General features: G+C 45.7%; 15 protein-coding genes. 9 read left to right on the top strand and 6 right to left on the bottom strand.

What is annotated here, in order from left to right; all coding sequences use genetic code 11:
• Nucleotides 1-104: 104 nt before the first annotated feature.
• On the bottom strand, nucleotides 105-479 hold the full coding sequence (locus tag ACO08K_RS03550) for a winged helix-turn-helix transcriptional regulator (protein WP_421795020.1): 375 nt from the start codon (nucleotides 477-479) through the stop codon (nucleotides 105-107).
• 99 nt (nucleotides 480-578) lie between these two features.
• Between ACO08K_RS03550 and ACO08K_RS03545 the strand changes: the two genes are divergently transcribed.
• Both ACO08K_RS03545 and ACO08K_RS03540 read left to right on the top strand, forming a co-directional pair.
• Nucleotides 579-809 (top strand): SDR family NAD(P)-dependent oxidoreductase, encoded by a 231-nt coding sequence (locus tag ACO08K_RS03545; protein ID WP_421795019.1) that lies wholly within the window; start codon nucleotides 579-581, stop codon nucleotides 807-809.
• A 58-nt stretch (nucleotides 810-867) separates the two neighbouring features.
• The gene (locus tag ACO08K_RS03540; protein WP_421795018.1) at nucleotides 868-1,218 is read left to right on the top strand and encodes a SnoaL-like domain-containing protein; all 351 of its coding nucleotides are present in this window, start codon (nucleotides 868-870) and stop codon (nucleotides 1,216-1,218) included.
• Between the two features lie 160 nt (nucleotides 1,219-1,378).
• Here the strand turns inward: ACO08K_RS03540 and ACO08K_RS03535 are convergent, their stop codons facing one another.
• Nucleotides 1,379-1,669, bottom strand: a complete 291-nt coding sequence (locus ACO08K_RS03535; protein ID WP_421795017.1) for a hypothetical protein — start codon at nucleotides 1,667-1,669, stop codon at nucleotides 1,379-1,381.
• Between the two features lie 371 nt (nucleotides 1,670-2,040).
• On the opposite strand from ACO08K_RS03535, the gene ACO08K_RS03530 reads away from it, so the two are divergent.
• Complete coding sequence (locus ACO08K_RS03530; RefSeq protein WP_421795016.1) at nucleotides 2,041-4,488, top strand: ABC transporter permease; 2,448 nt, start codon at nucleotides 2,041-2,043, stop codon at nucleotides 4,486-4,488.
• Nucleotides 4,489-4,501: 13 nt separating this feature from the next.
• Here the strand turns inward: ACO08K_RS03530 and ACO08K_RS03525 are convergent, their stop codons facing one another.
• Together ACO08K_RS03525 and ACO08K_RS03520 are read right to left on the bottom strand one after the other, a co-directional pair.
• Nucleotides 4,502-5,326 carry an RNA polymerase sigma factor gene (locus tag ACO08K_RS03525; RefSeq protein WP_421795015.1) on the bottom strand — a complete coding sequence of 275 codons (825 nt, stop codon included), beginning with the start codon at nucleotides 5,324-5,326 and terminating at the stop codon, nucleotides 4,502-4,504.
• Nucleotides 5,327-5,392: 66 nt separating this feature from the next.
• Complete coding sequence (locus tag ACO08K_RS03520; RefSeq protein WP_421795014.1) at nucleotides 5,393-6,388, bottom strand: quinone oxidoreductase family protein; 996 nt, start codon at nucleotides 6,386-6,388, stop codon at nucleotides 5,393-5,395.
• Nucleotides 6,389-6,554: 166 nt separating this feature from the next.
• Here ACO08K_RS03520 and ACO08K_RS03515 point away from each other — a divergent pair, with 166 nt between their 5' ends.
• From ACO08K_RS03515 to ACO08K_RS03500, 4 genes are read left to right on the top strand one after another with little or no spacing between them, the layout of a single operon-like run.
• On the top strand, nucleotides 6,555-6,995 hold the full coding sequence (locus ACO08K_RS03515; RefSeq protein WP_421795013.1) for a DUF1905 domain-containing protein: 441 nt from the start codon (nucleotides 6,555-6,557) through the stop codon (nucleotides 6,993-6,995).
• A 1-nt stretch (nucleotide 6,996) separates the two neighbouring features.
• Nucleotides 6,997-7,602, top strand: coding sequence for a DNA-3-methyladenine glycosylase family protein (locus tag ACO08K_RS03510; RefSeq protein ID WP_421795012.1), 606 nt, complete (start codon nucleotides 6,997-6,999; stop codon nucleotides 7,600-7,602).
• A complete protein-coding gene (locus ACO08K_RS03505) occupies nucleotides 7,599-8,780 on the top strand; it encodes a DUF763 domain-containing protein (RefSeq protein WP_421795011.1) in 1,182 nt (393 codons plus the stop codon). The genes ACO08K_RS03510 and ACO08K_RS03505 overlap by 4 nt, the downstream gene beginning before the upstream one ends.
• A gap of 34 nt (nucleotides 8,781-8,814) precedes the next feature.
• Nucleotides 8,815-10,827 carry a beta-galactosidase trimerization domain-containing protein gene (locus tag ACO08K_RS03500; protein WP_421795010.1) on the top strand — a complete coding sequence of 671 codons (2,013 nt, stop codon included), beginning with the start codon at nucleotides 8,815-8,817 and terminating at the stop codon, nucleotides 10,825-10,827.
• A 14-nt stretch (nucleotides 10,828-10,841) separates the two neighbouring features.
• On the opposite strand, the gene ACO08K_RS03495 is transcribed toward ACO08K_RS03500, so the two are convergent.
• On the bottom strand, nucleotides 10,842-11,132 hold the full coding sequence (locus tag ACO08K_RS03495; RefSeq protein ID WP_421795009.1) for a hypothetical protein: 291 nt from the start codon (nucleotides 11,130-11,132) through the stop codon (nucleotides 10,842-10,844).
• A gap of 138 nt (nucleotides 11,133-11,270) precedes the next feature.
• On the opposite strand from ACO08K_RS03495, the gene ACO08K_RS03490 reads away from it, so the two are divergent.
• Together ACO08K_RS03490 and ACO08K_RS03485 are read left to right on the top strand one after the other, a co-directional pair.
• Entirely contained in the window at nucleotides 11,271-11,693 is a 423-nt protein-coding gene (locus ACO08K_RS03490) for an acyl-CoA thioesterase (RefSeq protein WP_421795008.1), read from the top strand.
• Between the two features lie 181 nt (nucleotides 11,694-11,874).
• Nucleotides 11,875-12,969, top strand: a complete 1,095-nt coding sequence (locus ACO08K_RS03485) for a serine hydrolase domain-containing protein (protein WP_421795007.1) — start codon at nucleotides 11,875-11,877, stop codon at nucleotides 12,967-12,969.
• Nucleotides 12,970-13,207: 238 nt separating this feature from the next.
• Here ACO08K_RS03485 and ACO08K_RS03480 read toward each other — a convergent pair whose 3' ends face one another.
• Nucleotides 13,208-16,729, bottom strand: a complete 3,522-nt coding sequence (locus ACO08K_RS03480; RefSeq protein WP_421795006.1) for a DUF1553 domain-containing protein — start codon at nucleotides 16,727-16,729, stop codon at nucleotides 13,208-13,210.
• Between the last annotated feature and the right edge of the window lie 13 nt (nucleotides 16,730-16,742).

Here is a 16,742-nt window from a genome sequence, read left to right as displayed (position 1 = left end):
TCCTAACTAAAAAGAGCGGTGATTGTTGACGGAAAAATGGAGAAACAACAATTTTGTCACATACATGACTTACTACCTATATTAACTAAACAAATACAAAGGTGTTATTTCTGAATACCAAGTTTCACTTTCTCGATGATATCGTTTTCTACACCCCAGGAATAAATGTGATCCAAAATTGGAATAAAAGATGCCCCTAGTTTGCTCAGGCTGTACTCCGTTCTGGGCGGAATTTCACCATAATCTTTTTTTAAAACCCATCCATCTTCCACCAAGACCGATAATTGCTGGGTGAGCATTTTTTCTGAAATGTGGGGTATACTCCTTTGCAGCGCTTTGTAACGCAAGGGCTGTTCCCGCAGATTCCACAAAATAATCAGTTTCCAGCGTCCTCCAATCACTTTGAGGGTAGCCGCAATAGGGCAATCATCCGTAATGGACTGCTCATTGATGAAATTGGTAGAAGTTTCTTTTCGCATAATTACACGCACTTTTTTGTAGGTACCTTACTTTTTGTGAGTAAAGATAATTCTCCTCAACTTTGTCCTATCATTTTATTTAAAAGAATTTCAATGGAAATGAAAAAAAAGAAAATCATCGTCATTGGAGGCAGTTCGGGCATCGGCAAAGCTGTTGCAGAGATGGCTGCTGAGTGGGGCAATCAGGTCATCCTGACCAGTAGATCGCTGGAAAGAGCTGAGGCTACTGCTCGTGCAATAGGTAGTTCAGCCATTGGGCGAGCCCTGGATATATCAGATGAAGCTCAGGTACAAGCTTTTTTTGATGTCAAATGCCTCCATAAATGGTGAGACCATTCATATAGACGGAGGTAGCCGATTAATCTAATCTTTTCAAATCTATCTAATCATGTCAACAATACAAATTGCAACTTCGGTTGAGGAATTGGTTTCATTGGCTCTGGAAGGCAAGTGGGAGCTTGCTTTTGAAAAATTTTACCATCCAGATTTTGAAAAAACCGACTTGGATGGTATCCCAGTTGTGGGGATGGAGCAAAATTTAACCAACGGCCGCGCCTTCTCGGCCAAGATTTCTAATGTGAGAGATTTTTCGTGTACGGGAAAAATCGTCAAAGACAACCGCAGCTTTATTGTCTGGTCTTTTGACTTTGATTTGGATGGTAGTCCGTTTAAAGTGCTCGAAGTAGCCATCCAGGATTGGGAAAATGGAAAAATTGTAAAAGAGCGGTTTGTAGCTTAAAACCGCCCATTGGCACAGCGTCAAGTTTTATGCATAACTACTGGCAATTTCCAATCGCCACAATTTTATGTGTAAACTTGACGGTGCTAAGGGTCTTTAATGCTCTACGGTTTTTGAAAATTTGCTAACAAAAAATCCTGGGGAATCAGAAAAATTTTGCTTATCCTAATTGAGCTTTAAGGTCGCCAAGAATGGAATTAGGATGAGCATCCAGGATTTTTATCCCAGAATTGATGGCCGGAAAAAGGTTGTGAAATAATGCTTTACTTTCTGCATCCACTCCGCCACCAATTACCACAGCATCAAAGTTTCTAATCCTGAATAAATCAATGGCTTCCTCATTTTGATTGGCCCCTGTTGCGTCGTAGCCATTTTTTTCAAGCAGGACAATTACCTTTTCCATGATCGCAGGATGTCGACCAATAATGAGTATTTTTTTCTTTTGCGCCATATCACTTTTTAAATAGATGGTTCACAACTTTATCACTACCCCTAAAATTTGACCATAAGAATATTGAAATTTAAAATCCGACATAGACAACGCTTAAACATGCAACAAATTTAGGTGATTTATATGGGATTAGCCAGTTATTTTATTAGCTGACTCATATAATTGAATCATACAACTGATCAGGCGTTTAACAAATCCGAACAGCTTTGTCCGAATCTGGACATGTATTTTTTTTAATATTTTGTAAAGAATTGATATTCATTTTTTTTAAAAATATGGCATGTTTTATGGAGTTCTTCTATAACAAAGCTTGAGATTCTCCAATCGAACCTTTGTTTGATTTTTCGGTTACACTCCAAAACTGCTCATTTATGTTCAGCACGCTCTTCAAATTATCCCTGCGGCGGTTCCGTCAGAATCCATTATTTAGCTTGTTGCAAATCGGCGGCTTAGCCCTCGGGATTGCCACTGCGTTGTTGCTTTGGACGTACATCAGTGCTGAACTGTCTTTTAATCGTTACCACCAAAAAACCGAACAATTGTATCGAATCCTGATTGAGGACAAGGATGGCACAATCAGCGATTATACGCCCCCTGCTTTGGCACCCTGGCTGAAGAAGGAGTTCCCTGAAGTTCAAAATTTTGCCCGTACCAACAGCAACAGTGAGGGCGTGGTATCTAGTTTTGGTACCAGCCTTAACGAAGACAAGCCCCGCAATGCTTTTCGGGAGGTGAGTACCATTGCTTATGCAGACGGTGAGTTATTTCGCCTCTTTAGTTTTGAATCAAAAAGCGGAAAGGTCAATATTGACCGGGCCCAGGAAGTAGCTATTTCCGAATCCTATGCCAAAAAATATTTCGGCGAAGATGATCCATTGGGCATGACCCTGAAGTTGAACAACCAGTTTGGTGCACTGCCTTATACCATCACCGGGGTCTTTAAAGACATGCCGGAGACATCAGACTACCGCTTTGATCTTCTGTTTTCCCTACGCACCCTGGAGAATCCCGCTAATTTGAACGGAAATGATTGGGCCGCTTTGGATACCTGGTATTCGGCGTCGTATGCCAGTTTCCTGGAGCTGCGTGACGGCATAGCTTTGGATCGATTGGAGCAAAAAATCAATGCGGGTTTAAAAAAAGTATTGCCTGAAAATGAGTCTCGGGTACGGTTACAGCCACTTGCAGAAATGCACCTTGGAAAAAGTAATGACGATCCATATCCTACTTTTGGCAATCGCAGCTTGATTTTGGCTTTGGGCGCCATTACCTTTTTGATCCTCTTTATAGCATGGGCCAATTATGTCAATTTGTCTACGGCTCAGGGGTATCAGCAAGTTCAAAATGTAGGTATTCGCCGTACCATTGGTGCTACCCGAATCCAGGTAGCTGCACCTTATTTTATGGATTCTTTGCTATTAACCGCTTTTGGCGTACTGATTGCTTTGCCCTTGATTGCGGCATTTCGTCCAATGGTATCTGCCATGATCGGACGTGATATCAACCCCTTTAGCCTTTTTGGCCAATCTTATTTGTGGCTTTTTGTTGCCGTAGTTTTGCTAGGCACTGCTACGGCTGGAGCTTATATAGCCTGGTTGCTGTCGGGAGTTAAGCCGGTTCAAATGCTGAATAAACAAACCCAAGGCGCTCGCTCGGGAATAGGAACCCGGAATGTATTGGTAATTGTACAATTTGCCATTTCTATCTTGTTTATCATCGGAGCTTTGGTTATGCAGCGTCAATTGCACTTTATGCAAGGCAAGAACCTGGGCATGAACCTCGAACAAATTTTGGTCATTCGCGGTCCTGAAAGTGGTGAGGCAGAGGCAAGAAAACAAAACCTGAATGTACTGCGTAGTGAGCTGGAAAAATATGCCTGGGTAGAGGATTTTTGTTTTACCGGCTGTTTACCAGGCGCTACGTTCAACCAAAACTTCTCCACAGCAGGGTTTGCTTCACAGTTTTCTACCCCTGAGGACACCAAGAAGAGTTACACCATGGCCATGGTTGATCACTTGTTTCAACCTACTTATGAAATCCCCCTCCTCGCAGGCAAAAACCTCACGGCTGAAGATGCCCGCAATGGATATAGCCAAAGCAATTCCCTTATGTTGAATGAAACAGCCGCCCGGCAAATGGGATTTGATCGTCCCGCGGAAGCGGCAGGCCAGTTGATTAAGTGGAATGATCAAAATCTGTTGGTAAAAGGCGTACTCAAAGATTACCACAACCGGGGCTTGCAACAAGCCATCGAGCCCATGGTGTTTTTGCCATCCACCAATTCTAATTTGATCAGTATCCGAGTGGGTACGGAGCAATTAGCCAATCACTTAACCCAACTTAAAGAGCTGTATAATAAACTTTTTCCTACCGAGCCATACGAGTATTATTTCGAAAAAGACGACTTCGACAAGCAATACCTGGCCGAGCAACGCCTGGGCAATATTGCCACTGCTGCTTCTTTTATGGCCGTGTTGTTGTCTTGTTTCGGTTTGTTGGGCTTGATTATCCATTCGATTGGTCGGCGCACCAAAGAGATTGGGATTCGGAAGGTATTGGGCGCTTCAATAGCAAGTATTACCAATATGCTTACGCTGAATTTCCTCAAACTGGTGCTGATTGCGATTCTCCTGGCAAGCCCAATTGCCTGGTATTTCATGCAGCAATGGCTGAGTGGTTTTGCTTACCACATCAATCTGGATTGGTGGATTTTTGCTTTGGCTGGAACCATGGCTTTACTCATTGCCGCCATTACGGTGGGTGTTCTTAGTGTAAAAGCGGCAATGACCAATCCAGTGGAGGTGTTGAAAACAGAATGAATTGGGGGGGCGCTCATTGAGATTCCTCCATTGCCAGACGGTTACAACCTAACAGCACCTCCTGGAGTTGGGAACCCTGTGAGCGCAAAGGATCGATTCCTTTGACCAGCCTTGCCCTTAAAAAGTACAATTCTTCCCGATTGTATTTTTTTGAGCCTCTAACCAGGTCATTTTTGATTAACATTTCCTGCTGATTTTGTTTGGGGTTGAACCAACCGTTCAATTCCGAACATTGATGGCAAACCCCGTTTTTATTTACTAAGGCACAACGGTGGTCGAATATTTCAGTCATGGTTTTCCGGCCATCCTGCAATAAGTATTTGATCACACCTTCTGTCTTGTCAAGGATGATGCAAATCTCGGCAACTGAAAAGTCATACACGTCTTTCAACAGAACTGCAATTTGATTTTCAATGGGGAGATTTTTGCCAATGCAGGTAAAGCAGGTATCAATGTGCTCATTCATCTCATACCTTGAATCTACTGCGCTTTCGTGAACCTGGACAATCTTTGCGCGTAAAACTTCGTTTCCGAGCACCAGTTTTTTTGCCTTTTCACTCACATCAGCTGTCCAGCGTTTTTGCCTTTTTAAGTAATTGTACGCGAGGTTGGTAGCAATTTGAAAAACCCATGTTTTTAGAGAGGACTCGCCCTTAAACGTCGATAATTTATCAAATGCCTTGATGAAGGTATCGTGAAGGATGTCCTCTGTATCATTGCGATTGGCCAAAAGTCGATACAGATAGGATTTTAATTGTGCTTGAAACCCGATAAATAGTTCTTGAAAGGCATTGATGTCACCTTCTATGGCCTGTTTTAAGGTTGTTTCTTCTTTCATTTTCAAAATTGCTAACTGGGTACAGCGAATGAGCTATACCCAGTTTGAATGAATATTGCAGGATTTTTATTTGGTAGTCAACACTACTTTGCCCGTCGTTTTGCGGGCTTCGATTTGACGATGGGCTTCCGCAGCATCTCGCAATAAAAACGAATGGGGCGTGGAAATATGCAATTTACCCTTAGCTATCATTCCGATTACTGCGCCTAATGCTTCTTGCCAAACCGCAGTTTGATGGGTGATGAAATGCGCCAAATTAAAACCAATCTGACTCAAATTTTCATCCACAAAATACTCTGGATGGACAGTGCCCTGAATTCCACTGGCGCAGCCATAGATAACAAGTTGCCCTCCAGGTGCCAATGATTTTACAGTTTCATCATATACATCGCCGCCTACCATTTCAAAGGCAAGATCTACACCTTTTCCATCATTTTGATTTTTAAGTTCAATACCCCAGTTGGGCTTAGAGTAGTTGATGAGCACATCGGCTCCATTTGCTTTGGCTACTTCCAATTTTTGATCAGAACTACTCGCAGCAAAAACTTTGGCGCCACCCATTTTGGCCAACTGTACCAATAAAGAACCCACACCTCCAGCAGCAGCATTGACCAATACGGATTTTCCTTTTACGTCTTTAGCTACCTGTGCCATCATCAATTGAGCGGTAGAACCTTGCACAAAAATAGCCGTTGCTGCTTTGGCATCCAAGTGTGGAGGGATTGGTACACAATATTGGGCGTGGGCAGTCACACATTCGGCGTAGCCCCCACCAGCAGGAAGTATTGCCAATACCCTTGCACCTAGGGTGTAAGGCGCAACAACACCTTCACCCACCGCAATGATTTCCCCTACAACTTCCGAACCCAACACATGGGGTAGAGGAGTCGGCATAAAATACTGGTTGCGCCTGCGCAGGGTGTCGGAATAGTTTACGCCGATGGCTTCCGTTTGAAGAATGACTTCGCCTGGTTTGGGTTGTGGAATCTCTGCTTCAACCAAGGTTAACACCTCTGGGGCACCATAAGCACTAAGCAGTACTTGTTTGAATTTGTTTGTCATACTGAATAAATTTTGATTGTTGCAGTTGTGACAAACGAGGAGGTGGAAACGGATGAAAAAAGAGATGTATTGTTGAACAAAGGTCTGGATTTTTTTTTATGATCATACGCGATTAATACATCACATCAACATGATACTTTTCAGTGATCAACAGTCCATTGGGCAATTGGAAAAAAGGAAGGGAGGTTATTTTTATCTTACCCTCTCTGCTGAAACTGTCAATGGTTTCCAAAACAAGCGCAATACTCGCTTACTTTGCACCCTGGATCAACAATTGACTTTTCAATGTGGTCTTAATCACCTGGGCGACGGGAACTTTTTTATCATCATTAGTGGAAAAAACTTAAAAGCCATCCATAAACAATTGGGCGATGTGGTCGCTTTTGAGCTTCGAGAAGACCCCAATCCTTTAGGGGTTGACATGCCAGAGGTTTTGATGGTACTACTAGAGCAGGATGAAGAGATCAACGCTCTATTCCAAAAATTGTCTTTAGGCAAACAACGGCATGTGATCCACGCTATCAAGAACCTTAAGGACATTGATAAACAGATTGGAAATGCGATAAATATAATTCAAACTCATACTGTTTCAAAAAGAAATTTATAGCATGTCAACTCAAGGCAAAATATTCCTGTCGACGGCTGATGAAAAACTCGCCCACATCATCAGCCTCATTCCCGAGCCTTTGGTCGAAAGTACCGGGGATGTATTTTTTGACCTGATGAGTTGTATTCTGGAGCAGCAAATTCATTATCGGAGCACCAAGAAAACTTTTGCCAAAATGCTTCAACGGGCCGAGATCGACCGCTTGACTCTACAAAACTTTCCTGCTTTCGAAGCAAAGGCCTTGGGGGATGCAAAATTATCGCTCAGTAAGTATGAGACCGTACTTGCTGTGCTGGATTTTTTTACAGAAAACAAGTTGGATTGGAATGCCCTGAGTGATGATGCGATCAGGCAACAATTGTCTTCTATCAAAGGAATTGGCAAGTGGACGATCGATATGATCTTGCTTTTTACGCTAAATCGACCTAATGTTTTTCCTTATGATGATTTTCACCTCAAACAGGTCATGCCCCGGGTCTATGGCCTGGATCCAAGTTCGAAACTAAAAGCACAAATGTTGGAAATAGCCAGTTTATGGGGGAATCATCGCTCTTTAGCCGTAAAATACTTATTGAGTTGGAAAGACCATCAAAACAAAGTCAAATGAAGCGTTCAGGTACAGCGGATCTTAAATTGATGGGGGGAAGTATTCCTGCATGGTTGTTTGAAAGAATGATCAAACTGAGCCTGCCGATTGTCCAGTCAATCGTTTTGGAATATGGGCAAAAGGAGTTTTTGCGCAAACTTTCTGACCCTTTTTGGTTTCAAAGCTTTGGCGCAGTCATCGGCATGGACTGGAATTCTTCCGGTGTAACCACTGCGGTAATGAGCGCTTTGAAAAAATCGCTGAACCCCCATGCTCCCGAACTGGGCATTTACATCTGTGGAGGAAAAGGTAAGGAGTCTTTACAAACGCCACATGAACTGCTCAAGATTGGCGAAAAAACGGGCTTAAACGGGGATGAATTGGCCAAATGCAGCCGCCTGACCGCCAAAGTGGATAATACTGCTGTTCAGGACGGATTTCAGGTTTACCTGCACAGTTTTATCCTCAGTGCCGAGGGTGATTGGTCGGTGATCCAGCAGGGGATGAATACCGATACTGCACAGGCCCGGCGTTACCACTGGAATTCGGCCAGTTTGCACTCTTTTGTGGAGGAGCCCCATACGGCCATTTGCGGCGAAAACCAGGGTGAAATTTTAAACCTGACCGATAAACGGGCACTACCTGCCCAAAAAGCCATGCTGGCCATCGCTCAAGAACATCCCGATAAAATTTTGCAGGAGATCCCTCACATGAAACTGCCTGACTATTGCGACATTAAATCCAAAGATGTAGATTTGAAGCGCCTGGGTAGTATTTTGTGGCTTGCTCAGGAAAGCCAAACCCAATCCTTTGAAGATTTATTGTTGCTCAATGGTTTGGGGCCAAGAACTTTACAGTCTCTGGCTTTGGTCAGCGAAGTCATCCATGGCACGCCTTCCCGTTTTTCAGATCCGGCTCGCTATGCTTTTGCCCACGGCGGAAAAAGTGGCCGCCCCTTTCCGGTACCCATCAAGGTGTACGATGAAACCATTGAAACTTTGACTAATGCGGTAGAAAAGGCAAAACTGGGGGATTTGGACAAACAAGAGTCAATCAAAATGCTTAGCCTGCTGGCACAAAAGGCTGAAAAGGACTTTACGCCCCAGGATAATTTAGATGCACTCCTCAACAAAGAAAAAGAGGATGCCTGGAAGTACGGGGGCAGGACGATTCATGGATTGGCTAAGCCGAAGCACTGAACAAATGCTTATACCAAGACCAATATCGATCACCATGCGTAACCTACTTTTTATCCCCCTGTTCGCCCTGCTCTGCACTCAGTTGCTCGCGCAAAAAACGCCTTTGCGCCGCGCGGACAGTTTCTTTGGCCTTCATTTTGATTTTCATGCCAATACGGGAGATAGCCTGGTTGGGAAAACCCTTACCGAAGGGATGATCGATAGTTTGTTGAGCGCCGTCAAACCAGATTTCATTCAAGTTGATTCCAAAGGCCATCCGGGCGTAGTGAGTTATCCGAGCAAGGTAACCAATGGCACAATGGTCAAAAGTTTTGCCAAAGATCCACTGGCCTTGTTTCGCCAGGTGACCCAAAAACACGGAGTTGCGCTTTATGTGCATTATTCCGGTGTGTGGGACGATGCTGCCCTCCGCAAACACCCCGAATGGGCTGCCGTGGACGCCACGGGGAAGGCCAGCACTCAAAAGACCTCGGTACATAGTCCTTACGTGGATGAACTCCTGATCCCTCAGCTAAAAGAAATAGCCGATTACGGCGTGGACGGGGTATGGGTAGATGGGGACTGCTGGGCAACCGTGCTGGATTATGGGACGCAGGCCCTGGAAAAATTCAAACGCAACACTGGTATCAAAACGGTACCCAAAGCGAAAACTGATCCCGATTACCCCGCTTTTATGTATTTTGCCCGCGAGTCGTTTAAAAGCTACGTGGGACGCTACACCGATGAGTTGCACCGCTACAAACCTGGTTTCCAGGTGGCTTCCAACTGGGCTTTTTCTTCCTTCATGCCCGAACCCGTTGAGCTCAATGTAGACTTCATGTCGGGTGACCTGGCACCCATGAATGGCGTCAATTCAGCCCTTTTTGAAGCCCGCGTTTTGGCGGCGCAGTCTCGGCATTACAACAAGCCCTGGGATTTGATGTCCTGGAGTTTCAATACCCAGTGGGGTACAAGCAATCATTGTGCAAAAACGGCGCTTAACCTGAGCCAGGAAGCAGCCGAGGTCATCGCCATGGGCGGGGCTTTTCAGTGTTACTTCACCCAAAACCGGGATGCTTCGATCCGGGTGCAACAGGTCAAAACGATGGCGGAGCTGGCTAAATTTGTACGCGCCCGGCAACCCTTTACCCAAGGTGCCCGAGCCATTCCCCAGGTCGCCTTGCTGTATTCGCTGGCCAGTTACCACAAGTACAGCTCTAGCATTTACGGAAACGGGGTAGCCGAGGCTTCGAAAGCCATCCTCAGCGCGCTGATGGATGCTCAGCATGCGGTTGAGGTATTGTCGGAGCACCACCTGCGGGGCAATTTGGCCAAGTACCCCTTGGTCGTGATCCCGGAGTGGGCCTATTTGGAGGAGGATTTTTTGCAAGAACTCAAAACCTATGTGTACAATGGCGGGAAACTGCTGGTGATCGGAGCTGAGGCCTGTCAAAACTTCAAAACTGAACTGGGGATAGAACCACAGGGCCAAGCCCTGAAAAGTCGGTTTTGGGTCATGGGAAAAGGCAATCTCGGCTTGGGTAACGATTGGATACAGCCCGTCAAATTGTTGAGCCAGGTGCGTAGTTTGGGATCGTATTATCTTCAGGAAGATTCACGCTTTCCGGCTGGCAGCATTGCGTCGATGGCGGATTATGGCCGGGGAAAAATCGCTGGTATTTATGGCAATCTGGGCTCGAGTTACCGCAACTTTCAATCACCACAGTTACGCGATTTTTTGGATGGGATAGTAAAACAATTGTTCCCCCAGCCCTTGGTGGAGGTCAGTGGCTCCAAGCTCGTGCACCTGACCGTAAATGAGTTGAACGGTAAGCTGACCATTAACCTGGTCAATGCTGGAGGGAACTACAACAGTGACAAGGTCTCGACTTATGATGAACTGCCCGCTTTGCGGAACCTGACCCTTAAAATTCGCAGCAGCCAAAAGCCGCTGCGAATCATCCAACAACCAGAGCAACGGCCCCTGGCGTTCAGTTATGAGCGTGGAATCGTCACGGTGAAGGTGCCAGAGGTGGGGATTCATTCGATACTTGTGGTATCAAAGTGATTTCATTTTTTTCCTCATTTCATACCGATCGATACTGCTACTACCACACCGTGTTCATTCACATACTCAAGATTGATGACGTCTTTGGAGGTGTAATCGCCCATCATCAGTTCACAGTCAAGCGTAGGTGTTCTTTTGGAAAAGTCAACTCCTTCGATGCGCTGGATTTTCCCATTAATGAATTCAATGAGGATGGTATCATGAAAAACCTTGGGAAATACCTTGCCTTTATTCAGCGTGTTTTGCGCTTGTAGGAAACTAGCCACAAAGACGATGAACAGTATAACCAGCAGTCGATTGATCATGTCTAATTGGATTTTGGTTTATAAATGTTTTAGCTAAAATTGTATTGCTTTGGATGCTTCAGATTGTACAATTGATCAATTATTTCAACATTTGTATTCCGATTCTGTTCTTTTGAATACCCAAAACATGGATTCCCAATGAAATTGTTAGCCCTTCACGATTTCCCTCTCCAAGCGTTCGACAAGCTGCGCTATGCCGACACTGATCGTCAGGGTCATGTCAACAATGCCAACTTCTCTACTTTTCTGGAAACTGGACGGGTGGAGTTTTTATACCATCCAGAAATACCCATTTTGCAGGATGGCTTCAGTTTTGTCATTGCGGCGCTACACTTGAATTTTATCGAAGAAATGACTTGGCCGGGACGGGTGGACATTGGGACCGCTGTACTGAAGGTTGGCAATAGTTCGATCACCCTTTATCAGCAATTGTTTCAACAAGACAAATGTGTAGCCAGTGCGGAAACAGTGATTGTGCAAATGGACGACAATAGTCGGAAAAGTGCTCCGCTTGGTGCCTTGGCAAAGGATAAATTGGATCGGTGGAAAATTGAGATTTAGGTATACTCGAAAGCATTCGTTCTTTAAGGAAAAGCCAAGGTTTGTCCGCATTCAATTCCGATTTTTCGTTTGAGCATCGGTTCAAAACTCTGCGTTCATCCCCGTTTTTCGGCATTCCTGTAAATTGATTTTTAACCCTTATCTACATTCGATATTTTGGAATCATCAAAAAGACGCCAAAATGTTTGCATGCACTAAGATTCTATTTATTGCCATTGTCAGCTCTTTGCTATTGACTTCCTGTCAATTGGGACGCTTTGTTTTTTACAACTTCGCTGACATCAATGACCACAAAAAATTCCAGTCGAGACCATTAAAAAGGGGCGCTGATACATTTAGCTTTCCTAAGGCTAGTAGGGGCAAAGTCCCCAAAGAAATTTACAATGGTCCGTTCGACCAGTACCTTGAAGACCATAAAACGGTAGCGTTTTTAATCATCAAAAACGATACGATTCAATATGAAAAGTACTTCAAAGGTTATGACCACGAAAGTATTGTGCCCTCTTTTTCAATGGCAAAATCGGTAACTTCTATTCTAATCGGCTGTGCCATCGACGAGGGACTCATTCAATCGGTTGATGAGCCAATTGTGAAATACATACCCGAGCTAAACAAGGTTGGATTTGATCGGGTAACAATCAAACATCTTTTGCAGATGACCTCTGGAATTCAATTCAATGAAAGTTACGCCAACCCTTTTGGAGATGCCGCTTCCTTTTACTACGGGCTCAACCTGAGGAAACAAATTGAGAAAATGAAGTTAAAAAGTGAGCCTGGAAAGCAGTTTGAGTACATCAGTGGCAATACTCAGCTATTGGGATTGATCCTGGAGCGTGTGCTGAAAGGAAAAACAGTCACCCAATATTTGCAGGAGAAATTATGGACTCCACTCGGAATGGAATATGACGCAAGCTGGAGTATTGACCGAAAAAAAAATGGCCTGGAAAAAACATTTTGCTGTTTAAACGCTAGAGCCAGAGATTTTGCCAAAATAGGACGACTGTATAAAAACGAAGGCAATTGGAATGGCCAGCAAATTGTTTCGCAAGCATGGGTTGAAGCATCCACAAAGTTGGACACCACGAATGGTAGTGTCAGGTACTATCAATACCAATGGTGGTTGCCAACCCCAGGTGAAGACTTTATGGCAGAAGGAATACTGGGCCAATTTGTATACGTAAATCCAGCTAAGGATTTGATCATCGTGAGACTTGGGAAGAATGAAGGCAAAGCAGATTGGTGGACGATTTTTACGGCTCTGGCCAAGGTGTATTGATTTTTTTAGGGCGTCGATTAGCCAGTGACAAGGGTAGTTTCCCACAACTGCCGAATTTTTCATAAACATACAACCAGTAGCTGCCATCACAATTAAAGCGCGTTTGAAAATCGGGGGCATTGTTTTTTGTAGCGTCAAATCTTCTTTTACTCGTTGCTAAACGTTTGTACCAATAGTGAGATTAGGGCCGTTCACGCCTAAAGAACGGGCGAAATAAAGTTACAGCAATATGCCAAAATTATCGTTTTACAGAAAACTCATCAAAATTCATCAACGTAGAAGCCACAATGGTGTAAGCAGCCACCTCCAACTCGTTCAATTGAGCATCACGGGGGTATTCGCCCACTTTCAGCAATTGACTGGCCAACTCAGGATGTTGTTGGAAATAGGTCAATTGTTTTTCAAACAAACGACTCAACTCCAACAATTCATTTTCCCGCGGTTTGCGACTGATCAAGGCTTGAAACCCATACTCCAGGCGCTCGGCGGCCTGGGGTGCTCTTTTGACCATTTTTTCGGCCAAAATCCGGGCGGCCTCCACAAACTGTGGATCGTTCATCAGCACCAGGGCCTGTAAGGGCGACGCCGTTTTTTGCCGCCTCACCACGCAGTACGAGCGATCGGTGGCATCAAAATTGAGCATAGAGGGTGGGGGAGCGCTGCGTTTCCAAATCGTATACAAGCTGCGGCGGTACAAACTATCGCCGTGGTTTTGCACATAGTTCGTAGCATTGCGGGTTGCCAAGGCTTCCCACAATCCGGTAGGCTGGTAGGGGTACACACTGGGTCCACCAATTTGTGGTACCAAAAGCCCACTGGCGGCCAGGGCATTATCGCGCACCAACTCTGCGGACAAACGATGGGCAGGGTAGCGGCTATACAAGTTATTGCTGAAATCCAGTTCTTTGGCCGCAGGACTCGGGGTGGACGATTGCCGGTAAGTCGCCGAGAGCACAATTTGCCGGATAAAGGCTTTCACATCCCAGTTTTTGGCCCTGAAATCAAGCGCCAGCCAATCCAACAAAGCAGGGTGGGAGGGAAGTGCCCCCTGGTTGCCAAAGTCCTCCTGGGTTTCGACCAAACCTTTGCCAAAAAGCATTTGCCAATACCGGTTTACAGCTACCCGAGTAAACAATGGATTTTCGGATGCCAGCAACCATTGCGCCAAACCGAGGCGGTTGCGCGGGTATTTTTTTTCATCAAAAGGAAAAACCTTGCCGAGGGTGCCTGGAGTCACTTCGATGTTGGAGGGCGCATCGTAGGCACCCCGATTGAGGATATAGGTTTTGCGGTAAGTTGGGCGATCGCGCATAACCATCACCTCCTCCTGATCGGTCACCAACTCGTTTTCCTGTTGGCGCAAAGCCAATAAACTGGCCTGGCTAGCGGCAAATTCCGGCTGGAGTCCCCGGAGCAGGTAAAACTCCAGTGCTTGTTGTTGTTCAGTCGGATTGAGGGTAGGTTTAGCCAACAGTTTGCTGAAACGTTCCTGACCGTCAAAAAGCTCCAATACTTCGATTTCCGATAATTGCCGTTTGAACACCTGCAATTCATCCATCACAACATGCTGGATCGTTTTGGAGTTGTTGCCCTGCTCCATCCCCAGCATGAAGTTCTTTTTGGCGCGGATGAATTGATGGCGGGCAAAAACGATGCTTTTTTGCAAATCATCAGTCAACAGCTCGTAGCGGGGGATGCTGCCATTGACCCAAAAGCGAACCCCTGCCGCTTTACTGCTGCCATCATAGGTGAGGGCAAGATGGGTCCACTGGCCCACTTTAAGCGAATCGAGGGTTCTAAAATCGATGGCATTGGCTGGCCAAACGTGATTGAACTGGAAGGACAAAGTGCCGTCCTTATTCAATTTACAAAGCCAGCCGCGGTAGCCCTCTGCATCCCCATTGGTGCGGTTAAAAATGGGCCCTTCTTCTCCTTTTTTGAGCAATTTGACCCAAATGCTGACTGAAAAAGGCTGCTGGCGGTCATAATTGAGCGCTGGGCCAGTGTACAGCCCAGCGTCGCCCCGGAACAAAACGCCGAAGCCTTTTTTGCCCTGGGTTTGTTGGGGGTATTTGTCCCGATCGCCTAAAAATGAAGCCGCTTTGAGGCTAGTGTCGCTTTTTTCCAAGTTCCAGAAGCCTTTAATTTTAGGTAAGGGTTTGATTTTTACAGTACTGTCCTTTTTGCTTTTTTCAATTTCTTTGGCGCGTTTGGCCAGTTCTTCTTTAGATGGCGGGACAATATGGTCAACGGTAAGAGTGCTATCCAGCTTTTCAAAATCGAGGTAGAGTACCCGGCCTGAAGGCTGACTAAAGGCAGTTTTGTCCTCGGTTTTAAGCGCCTGCATCCATTTCTCCAGGTCTTGGAGATATAGTTTGGACACTTGTACTTTGGACAAATGGGGCTGCATCAAGGCGCGCAAACTGTCCAGGCTTTTTTCGGCAGCGGGGCTAGGCAGAATAATGGTAGGCGAAGCCTCTCCGTTGTAAGGCACAATCCCCGTATCGTTGTTCTGGTTAAAAAAAGCGAAAAGGGAATAATAATCTTTGTGTTCGATGGGGTCATATTTGTGGGTATGGCAGCGGGCACACTCGGTGGTGAGGCCCAAAAAAGCTTTGCCAAAGGTGTTCACCCGGTCGGCCACGTATTCGACGCGGTATTCTTCATCCACCACGCCCCCTTCCTGGCTTTGTTGGTGGTTGCGGTTGAAACAAGTAGCCAGGAGCTGATCGCGGGTAGGGTTGGGCAGGAGGTCGCCCGCCAGTTGCCAGGTGATGAATTCGTGGAAGGGTAAATTTTGATTGAAGGCCCGGATCACCCAGTCGCGATAGGGGTAAGTATTGCGCAAGCCATCGTCCTGATAGCCATGGGAGTCGGCATAACGCGCCACATCCAGCCATTCCAGCGCCATTCGTTCGCCATAATGCGGGGAGGACAACAAACGATCCACCAGGTTTTGGTAGGCCAGGGGAGAGGGGTCATTCACAAAAGCACGCACTTCGTCCACGGTGGGAGGTAAGCCAGTGAGATCCAGGTATAGTCGCCGTATCCAGGTTTCTTTGCTGGCCTCCACATTGGGTTTGAGGCCTTTTGCCTCCAGTTTTTCGGCAATAAAATAATCGATGGGATTTTTGACCCAGGCTTTGTTTTGGACGGCTGGGACAGGATGGATTGCCGGAGGAATAAAGGCCCAATGCTGTTGGTATTCCGCACCCTGTTCAATCCATTGGATGAGTAAGTTTTTTTCGGCTTCGCTGAGGCTTAGATTGGATTTGGGAGAAGGCATTACATCATCTGGATCGGTAGTCAGGATCCGTTTGACCAATTCACTTTCCTGGGGTTTGAAAGGGACAATTGCCCGTTTGCCCGATTCCAAAAGAGCGGTAGCTTTTTCAAAGGAAGTGAGTTGGAGACCAGCGTCTACCTTGTTTTCGTCGGGGCCATGGCATTTGAAGCAACGGTCGGCCAGAATGGGTTTGATTTGGCTGTTGAAATCGATTTTGGGTTCGGTGGGGATGTTGGATACCCGGATTTCGCTCCTAATGGGGCTCTGACCGGCAAAAACGCTTGATTGCTGCGTTGCTTGTGCGTCGGAGACGCGGGAATAATCGGTACAAGTCAGAGACTTGTACCAGCCCAAACAGTCCAGCCAGCTAAAAACAGGGTCTGGATTTTGCTTCTTTTCCACCCAAAACCAGGACTGCACGCCAAAAAAGAAGATCAGTGCTACGAAACTGAATAATGTATTGCGATAGCTCATATTCAAGCATTGT

The organism is Haliscomenobacter sp., assembly GCF_965225875.1.
Classification (GTDB): Bacteria; Bacteroidota; Bacteroidia; order Chitinophagales; family Saprospiraceae; genus Haliscomenobacter.
The sequence above is the reverse complement of the archived record's forward strand: the minus strand, read 5'-3'. Positions and strand labels throughout refer to the sequence as shown.